This is a genomic window from Streptomyces sp. NPDC002785 (assembly GCF_040295565.1).
Classification (GTDB): domain Bacteria; phylum Actinomycetota; class Actinomycetes; order Streptomycetales; family Streptomycetaceae; genus Streptomyces.
In genome coordinates this window covers 1-7,637 of sequence record NZ_JBEOVN010000277.1, presented here as the reverse complement: position 1 = coordinate 7,637, position 7,637 = coordinate 1, and the positions used below count along the sequence as shown (strand labels likewise).

Genomic DNA, 7,637 nt, shown 5'->3' with positions numbered 1-7,637 from the left:
GGCGATCCGAGAGCCACTCGGATCGCCATGCAAATGTCCAAATGTGAGTGATTTATATGGAAATGATCCTTTGGTTGATAAAGGGGTGCTTGGGGAGAGTTGCGACCTTTGAGTGCTGGCCGAATTGCCCCTTTTAGGAACTCTGTGGTGTGAGTCACGTTCAGAGCCCAAGCCGCCGCGGCGCGCAGCTCGGTTCCCTTATGTGCGAGGAATTTTGACTTCGCGAAGTGAGGTGGATTACTGCCAATTCCACGATTCGATCTTGCAAATGAATTGTGATCCAAAAATAGGGACTTGTTCCCTTCGGTGTTTCTCGCCTACGGTCACCGTCAATCCGGGCGGAACGCCGAATCCTGCCGCCGTCCGGCAATCCGACCACTCATGTACGGCGGGAGCGGGGGACCCAGGTAAGCCGCCGGTCCGGTATTCGGAACGGCTCGGGGTGAAGCCGCATTGCGTGCGGCCGGACATCTCCAGTCCGAACCCGACAGCTCACCTCGTAGGCGACGGAGAGGAATTCGCTATGTCCACAACGGGTAACCACCTTCGTCGTAAGCCGACTTCGCTGACCCGCGGTCTCATCGCCGCGACCACGGGCGGAGTCGCTCTCGTGCTTCCGCTGATCGGTGCCGACTTCGCCTCGGCCGCGCCGGCCCAGTCCGTCACCGCCGGAAAGGCTGCGGCGTCGACCGTCGCCGCCGTCAAGGAAACGTCCGCGCAGAAGACCGCGCCCACCATCTATTCCGTGATCGCTGGCGATACCCTTTCCAAGATCGCGCAGGCGCATTCCCTCAGCGGCGGCTGGCAGAAGCTGTACGAGCACAATCGAGAGATCGTCGGCGAAAACCCCGCACTGGTTCTCCCGGGCATGAAGCTGACAATCGGCGCCCAGGCCGAGTCCAAGACTTCCGCAACCGCTACGGCCGCCACTGTCACTGCCGCACCGGCCGTGCAGCCCGCGACGTACACGAACAATCTGGACGGCTGGATCAAGGAGTCGCTGGCCGTCATGGCCCAGCACGGCATCCCCGGCAGCTACAACGGCATCCACCGCAACATCATGCGCGAGTCCTCCGGCAACCCCCTGGCCATCAACAACTGGGACTCGAACGCCGCCGCCGGAACGCCGTCCAAGGGCCTCCTCCAGATCATCGACCCGACGTTCCGTGCCTACCACGTGCCCGGTACGCCGATGGACAGCTACCACCCGGTCGCCAACATCACCGCAGCGTGCAACTACGCCGCCGACAAGTACGGCTCCATCGACAACGTCTTCGGGGCCTACTGAGTCGCAGCAGTGCCGATGGCGGTTCAGGACCGACGGGTTCCGAGGGGCCGAACAGGCCCCTCGGAAAGGACCACACCCGCCGGTCAGGGACCGCCTTTCGGCTGCTCACCCGCCTGGACGGCATGCGGAAGCGGTGCCAGTGCCGCGACCGGCAAGGTTTGCCCCGTCGCGACGCCCGGCACGCGCGCTCGCGGCGTTGGTCAAAAGCCCAGGTAGCTCCTTCCTCAAGCTCTCAGCTACGTTCGAGCAGGGGAGGCCCCACCCAAGGGCTTCCGGTCGCCTTGCGACACGCACCGATCGCCGCTCCTTGACGGGCAAACCTTGCCGGTCGCGGCACTAGTCGGTGCGCCGACGGGAAGCGGTAACGGCCACATGGCCGGCGAGCCAGGAGAGCAGGGGCTCCAACTCATTCGCCGCTTGGAGCACGGCCTCGACCAGTGTCGACGTGTGCTGCGCGCAGTCCCCGCCGAGGGGACGGGCAGCGGAGACCGAGCGGTACCGGAGAAGGTCGGCACGGGGATGACCGGCGTCATGACCGCGTGGCATGCGCTTCATGGTGTCCCCGGTGATCTGGTACCCCTGCGCCCCCAATGCCTCGATGGCGCGCACCAGCTCGCGTCCACTGTCCTGCGCGGCAACGGCCGCACGGAACAATGGGACCTGCCCCGGGTCCGGGTAGGCCCAGCCCCCCTTGATCCGGAGCCCGTCGAGGTCGAAGCGGAGACCGATCTCGACGTTGCGCGCGATCCGGATCACCGCCACTTGGTGCTGCCACCACCACGGGTCCTTCCGGAACCCCCAGACGGAGAAGTCTTCGTACGCCCGGTCCGCGTCGGCCACATCGTTCAGCAACGCGATCATGGGCTGCCGGACGAGGTGCTCCCGGTCCTTTCGGCGCTTCTCGCGCGCTTCTTGCGGGGGTGTGCCCTCCAACCGGAGAAGCAGCTCGAATGCTTGCTCTGTCCAACCACTGAAGGCTCGGCTCACGCAAGAGATCCTAGTGATCCGGGACTTGAGGGCGAGCGCGCACCTGACACCGCCGCACCGACCGAACCGGGCCGCCACCCGGTGATCCGGACCGCAACACCCGCGCCCCCGTCGACATGACTCTCACTCCTGGGCGCTCTCGGTCGGTCGCTCCGGCTTCCGCGGCGGAGGCCTCGGAACCGTGGCCGCTGCTCCCTCCCGGACGGACTCCACCACCGCCTCGTGAAGGCGTCGGCTGTCACCCTCCGAGCAGCACGGCACGGGGCTGCCCGACATGGTGAACCAGTCGATCGCACCCGTGTACTGCACAGTGACCTGGGCCGTGTCATCGGCCCAGGTCGTGTGAACGGTCAGGTCTCCGGACAGGACGCCGACCTCGTCCGTGAGCACGCCACCGTGCCCGGAGAACACACCGCGAGTCGTCCATGACGCCCAAGCCATGTCACCAGGCTGGCATCAAGACCGTGGATGCGCGACCCGCGGCCATCCGCGCATCGTGGCGCCCGGGACGCCCGCACCCTTCCGGAATCTGGAATCGGCGAAACTTTGCACCGGATCCTGCTGCGGTTCCCGCACCCGCCGATCCCCAGAGGATGACGCACTCTTAACGCCAAATCGTCGGATCTGGTCACCCAAACAACGAATTCCGAAGGTGAACCTCTCTTGACCTACGGAACTCGTCAGGATTGCATGTCGCGCTGGGAGCGACGAAACCATTCACCACGTCCTCGTCTGGAGGCGATACCGCTCCCGCGCTCAGACACCGCACCTGTTGATCGGAATCGCACGATGACCGAAACGCTCAGCGCTCCCCAGGCGCTCGCTCCAGCGACCGGCCCCATTCCACAGAAGCTCAAGCGTTCCATCGGTGTCGTGGGCGGGACACTGCTCACGCTCTCCTGCGTGACGCCCGCTTCGACACTCTTCGTGGTTGTACCTGACCTGTTCTCCAGCCTCGGTACGTACACCGCTCTCACCATTGCCATCGGCTCGCTGCTCTGTATCGCGGTCGCCTTCTGTTACTCGGAGCTGGGCACCCTCATACCGAGTGCGGGAGGTGAGTACGCCATGGTGTCGACCATGGCGGGACGGCTGGCCGGGTGGCTGGTCTTCGTGCTCTCCCTGCTGGTCGTGATGGTCGTGCCCCCGGTCATCGCCATGGGGACGGCCGACTATCTCGCTCCCGTCGTGCACATTCCGGCACCCGCCGCGGGCGCCGGCGTCATGGTGCTCGCCACCCTCGCCGGTCTCCTGGACCTGCGCGCCAACGCGTGGATCACCGGGATCTTCCTCGTCCTCGAAGTGATCGCGGCGGGCGTCGTCGCCGTTCTCGGCTTCGCGCACTCCGAGCGCGGGGCCTCCGCGCTGGTGCACGGGTCGGTCGCCTCCTCGGGCAGCACGACCTCCACGGTCACCGCGATGATGGTGGTTTCCGGGCTCGCGATCGCGCTGTTCATCACCCAGGGCTTCTCCACGGCCGTCTATCTCTCGGAGGAGTTGGAGAACCCTCGGCGCAACGTGGCCCGCACCGTACTCGCCACCCTCGCCATCTCCACCGCGGTCATCCTCGTCCCGGTCATCGCCATCACGCTGGGCGCCCCGGACCTCGCGGCCCTGACCTCGGGCGACCTCAACACCATGGTCGCCGCCTGGTCCAACTCGGCCGTCGGTACGTTCGTCAGCCTCTGCGTAGCCCTCGCGATCATCAACGCGGGCATCGTCATGGTCATCCAGAACTCACGGGTCCTGTTCGCCTCCGCCCGCGACAAGGCATGGCCCGAGCCGATCAACAACGCTCTGTCCCGACTCGGCCGGTTCGGCTCCCCGTGGGTGGCGACCCTGGTCGTCGGCGTCCCCGGCGCGGCGCTCTGCTTCGTCAACCTCGACACCCTGTACGGCGTCACCGGCGTCTCCGTCACCGGCATGTATCTGCTGGTCGCGGTCGCGGCACTGCTCTGCCGCCGCGGCACGCACCGCGAGGCACCGGCCTGGCGCATGCCGCTGTGGCCTGCGATCCCCGTACTGCTCATCGCCGTGCTCGCGTACATCCTGACCCAGCAGGAGACCGAGTACCTGCTGTGGACCGGCGGGATCACCGCGGTCGCCACGCTCTACTGGGCGCTGTATCTGCGGCCTCGCCGGGAGACCCGCTGGCTGGTCAGCATTCCGGAGGATGTGCAGCCCTGATCGGATGACCGGGGCCCGGCGCCCCCCATCCCGTACTCTGCCCGGCCTGCTGAGCCGTCACCCCGGAAAGGCCGGGGCGACGGCGGGGGCCATCACCGACGGAGCGCACCGGTGCCGTCGGCCGGAACGGTCCGCGGCACACTTCGCGTCACGATCTGCGCCGCTGAGGACGATCGAGGCCGTCAAAGCACTCACCGTCAGCGCCGCAGCGGTGACGGTGAGACTCGTCCGCCCGTCCCACAGGCTCCAGGCGGCGCCGAACGCAAGTGAGCAGGCGATCCTTGCCAGGGCCTGACCGGTGCCCACCAGCGCCTGCCCGCCCCCTGGTGCTCCGCCGGGACGGAGATACACGGGTGTCAGTTCCAGATGCCGGAGATGTCGGACGCCGAGGCCGCGTTGCCGGCGTGCGTCGTCAGGCCGGCCAGGTCCTCCAGGGTGCGGAGCACGTTGTAGTGGTTGTAGGTGGCACCGCTGGAGCTGCCGGGGGTGACGTGCTGACCGTAGAGAACGGTCGGGATGCGGTTCCCCGACAGCTTGTTGTCCTCGTCGAACGTGACGACCAGGAGGCTGTTGTGGGTCTTGGCCCAGTCGGCATAGGCGCCCAGCTTGTTCTTGATCCAGGTGTCACCGGTGGAGACCGGGCAGCCGTGCATGTCGCTGCACAGGTTCGGCACGACGAACGAGACCTTCGGAAGGGCGCTGAAGTCGGTCGGGAACTGCGTCATGGTCTTCGCCGTGCTGGTCGGCACATTGGAGAAACCGAACCAGGGGTTGTGCTTCTGGGCGTAATCACCACTGCTGCAGACGGTCGAACCCTGGCGGGGCAGCGTCTCGTTGTAGCTGGCCCAGGTCTTTCCTGCGGCGATCAGCTCGGAGGCGAGGTTGGGCGTGGACAGGGAACCGACGCCCACGCAACTGTCGTCAGTACGGCCCTGGTTGGAGCCCGAGAACAGCATGTAGTAGTTCGGCTCGCTGGGGTGGGTGAGTCCGAAGGACCGGGTGAGGTCGGCGCCACCCGCCTTGAGCGTGTTGTTGATGTACGGGGCGCCGGAGCTGCCGATCACCTGGGTGTAGGCGTGGTTCTCCATCACCACGACCACCACATGATCGGGGGTCGGCAGGCCGGCGGCCTGTGTGGTGGAACCGGTGGTGGCCCAGAGGCCGATCGAGGCGGCGGCGAGAGCCACGGCCTCGGCCGGCGCGGTGAGGGAGTGTCGGCTGCGCCTGGGCGCCTGGACTGCGGTCATGACCGTCCTCCGGACAGGGGCGACGAGTACATGTGTGTGGGGCGACGCGACTCTGGGAGCCGTCGGGTGGACTCGGCCGCGGCCCGTGCATGAAGAGCCGGTGAACCTTCTCCTACCAGTCTGCCGCGCGGTGAGCGGACCACGCTGCGCTCCTCAGGGGCCCGATCGCCTGACCGGGGACGGTCTGTCGGCCCGGCGACGAAGCCGCACACCCATGGACCATCAAGGTGGGATCAGGACATCGTCACATTGTCGAACCACGGGAGTCGGAGCGAGATGAGTGTCGAGCGGGTGGGAGTCGTTGTCCACCAGGGCCGCCCCGAGGCCGTTGCCGCGGCGCGCGTCGTACGCGACTGGTGTGCGGGCGAAGTCGTTCCGTGCACGGACATCGACGTGTGGCGCGACGACGCGCGCCGGCGCGGAGGACGGGAGGAGGCCCATGTCGCGGGCAACCCCGATCTCATCGTGACACTCGGAGGCGACGGCACATTTCTGCGCGGCGCCAGGATCGCGGCCAAGAACCACGCCGCCGTCCTCGGGATCGACCTGGGCCGGGTCGGCTTCCTGACCGAGGTGCCGGCCGAGGACGTCGTCCGGGCGCTCGACGCCGTCCACCACGGGCGGGCGGACGTCGAGGAGCGCATGACGCTGACGATGAGGGCCTCGCGCGTGCTGGAAGTGCCCAAGGACATCGATGCCCTGATGGGCTACGGACGACGCCCGATGCTGCCGCCTCCCCATGTCGACCTGGAGGCGGAGGCCGCGGCGGAGGGCTGGGGTGTGGCGCTGGACGTCACGGCCCTCAATGACGTCGTCGTGGAGAAGCTCGCGCGCGACCGGCAGGTGAGTCTCGGCGTCTATATCGGCGGCCGGCTCCTCGCCTCGTACTCGGCCGATGCCGTCATCATGGCCACCCCCACCGGGTCGACCGCCTACAGCTTCGCCGCAGGCGGTCCGGTGGTCTCACCACGCATGGACGCCGTCCTCTTCACACCCGTCGCAGCGCACATGACCTTCAACCGCACAGTGGTCGCCGCGCCGGACGAACCGGTCGCGGTGCGGGTCCTTCCCCACTCGGGGCAGGGCGCGGTCACGATCGACGGCCAACTGCGCGGCGTGCTCGACGCCGGGGACTGGCTCGGGGTGTACGCGGCTCCGCGTCGTCTGCGCGTCATCAGGCTCGGCCGGCACGACTTCTACGGGCGGCTGCGCACACGTCTTCGCCTCACGGACGCTCCGGCCACGGCAGCCGACGGGGAGAGCGCGCCCCTCTTCCGCCCCGACGGCCCGGTCCCGCACGACCTGGCCCATCTCAGTCTCTCCCCGGCGGACAGGGCCGAGGCAGCTGGTCGTTGACCGGGCAGGGGAGAGTCAATAGCTGAAGAATCGGACAGGAAGAACCGACATGTCGTACGACAAGGGAGTCCACATGCCCAGCGGTGCCGATCTCCCTGCCGCCGCCGGAGTGGTGGTGCCCGACACCAAGCTGGCCGCCGAGGCCACCGAGCTGGTACGCGACACGACCGACGACCTGATCTACCACCACTCCCGCCGGGTCCACTTCTTCGGCGGCCTGCAGGGGCACAACCGGGGGCTGAGCTTCGACCCGGAGCTTCTCTACGCCGGCGCCATGTTCCACGATCTGGGCCTCAATGAGGAGTTCCGCGGCAGCGGGCGCCGGTTCGAGGTGGGCAGTGCCGACGAGGCACGGAGATTCCTGCAGAGCCACGGCGTGCCCGAGGACAGCATCCGTCGTGTCTGGACGGCGATCGCGCTCCGTGCGTACGCAGTCGACCGAATCGCGGTGACGTAACGCATCGGCGTCGCCCTGCCTTCGGATGATGTCGAACGGGGGCTCCCTGTCCACCAACCGGTGTATATGCGGTTCAACCGGTGGGGGCTGCCGGGGTGCTGGTCCTGCGGAACAG

6 protein-coding genes, 1 pseudogene and 1 riboswitch are annotated in these 7,637 nt (G+C 67.4%); of the genes and pseudogenes, 4 read left to right on the top strand and 3 right to left on the bottom strand.

Annotation, left to right across the window (positions count from 1 at the left end):
• Positions 1-334: 334 nt before the first annotated feature.
• Positions 335-519, top strand: a riboswitch (cyclic di-AMP (ydaO/yuaA leader).
• A 4-nt stretch (positions 520-523) separates the two neighbouring features.
• On the top strand, positions 524-1,288 hold the full coding sequence (locus ABTZ94_RS34905) for a transglycosylase SLT domain-containing protein (RefSeq protein ID WP_351207046.1): 765 nt from the start codon (positions 524-526) through the stop codon (positions 1,286-1,288).
• A 336-nt stretch (positions 1,289-1,624) separates the two neighbouring features.
• Here ABTZ94_RS34905 and ABTZ94_RS34900 read toward each other — a convergent pair whose 3' ends face one another.
• Both ABTZ94_RS34900 and ABTZ94_RS34895 read right to left on the bottom strand, forming a co-directional pair.
• Positions 1,625-2,275 (bottom strand): DUF2461 family protein, encoded by a 651-nt coding sequence (locus ABTZ94_RS34900; protein WP_351207044.1) that lies wholly within the window; start codon positions 2,273-2,275, stop codon positions 1,625-1,627.
• Positions 2,276-2,398: 123 nt separating this feature from the next.
• The gene (locus ABTZ94_RS34895) at positions 2,399-2,716 is read right to left on the bottom strand and encodes a hypothetical protein (RefSeq protein WP_351207042.1); all 318 of its coding nucleotides are present in this window, start codon (positions 2,714-2,716) and stop codon (positions 2,399-2,401) included.
• Positions 2,717-3,064: 348 nt separating this feature from the next.
• On the opposite strand from ABTZ94_RS34895, the gene ABTZ94_RS34890 reads away from it, so the two are divergent.
• Complete coding sequence (locus tag ABTZ94_RS34890) at positions 3,065-4,462, top strand: APC family permease (protein ID WP_351207040.1); 1,398 nt, start codon at positions 3,065-3,067, stop codon at positions 4,460-4,462.
• A gap of 356 nt (positions 4,463-4,818) precedes the next feature.
• Here ABTZ94_RS34890 and ABTZ94_RS34885 read toward each other — a convergent pair whose 3' ends face one another.
• Complete coding sequence (locus ABTZ94_RS34885; protein WP_351207038.1) at positions 4,819-5,709, bottom strand: alkaline phosphatase family protein; 891 nt, start codon at positions 5,707-5,709, stop codon at positions 4,819-4,821.
• Positions 5,710-5,985: 276 nt separating this feature from the next.
• Here ABTZ94_RS34885 and ABTZ94_RS34880 point away from each other — a divergent pair, with 276 nt between their 5' ends.
• Together ABTZ94_RS34880 and ABTZ94_RS34875 are read left to right on the top strand one after the other, a co-directional pair.
• Positions 5,986-7,065: an NAD(+)/NADH kinase gene (locus ABTZ94_RS34880; protein ID WP_351207036.1), complete on the top strand. Its 1,080-nt coding sequence runs from the start codon at positions 5,986-5,988 to the stop codon at positions 7,063-7,065.
• 73 nt (positions 7,066-7,138) lie between these two features.
• Positions 7,139-7,486: pseudogene (locus ABTZ94_RS34875) on the top strand (HD domain-containing protein); the annotation flags it as partial.
• Positions 7,487-7,637: the final 151 nt, after the last annotated feature.

What these genes read in the sequence shown, in the direction of transcription:
- ABTZ94_RS34905 (WP_351207046.1), top strand. Translation starts at nt 524, where the DNA reads ATGTCCACAACGGGTAACCACCTTCGTCGTAAGCCGACTTCGCTGACC.
- ABTZ94_RS34895 (WP_351207042.1), bottom strand. Translation starts at nt 2,716, where the DNA reads ATGGCTTGGGCGTCATGGACGACTCGCGGTGTGTTCTCCGGGCACGGT.
- ABTZ94_RS34890 (WP_351207040.1), top strand. Translation starts at nt 3,065, where the DNA reads ATGACCGAAACGCTCAGCGCTCCCCAGGCGCTCGCTCCAGCGACCGGC.
- ABTZ94_RS34885 (WP_351207038.1), bottom strand. Translation starts at nt 5,709, where the DNA reads ATGACCGCAGTCCAGGCGCCCAGGCGCAGCCGACACTCCCTCACCGCG.
- ABTZ94_RS34880 (WP_351207036.1), top strand. Translation starts at nt 5,986, where the DNA reads ATGAGTGTCGAGCGGGTGGGAGTCGTTGTCCACCAGGGCCGCCCCGAG.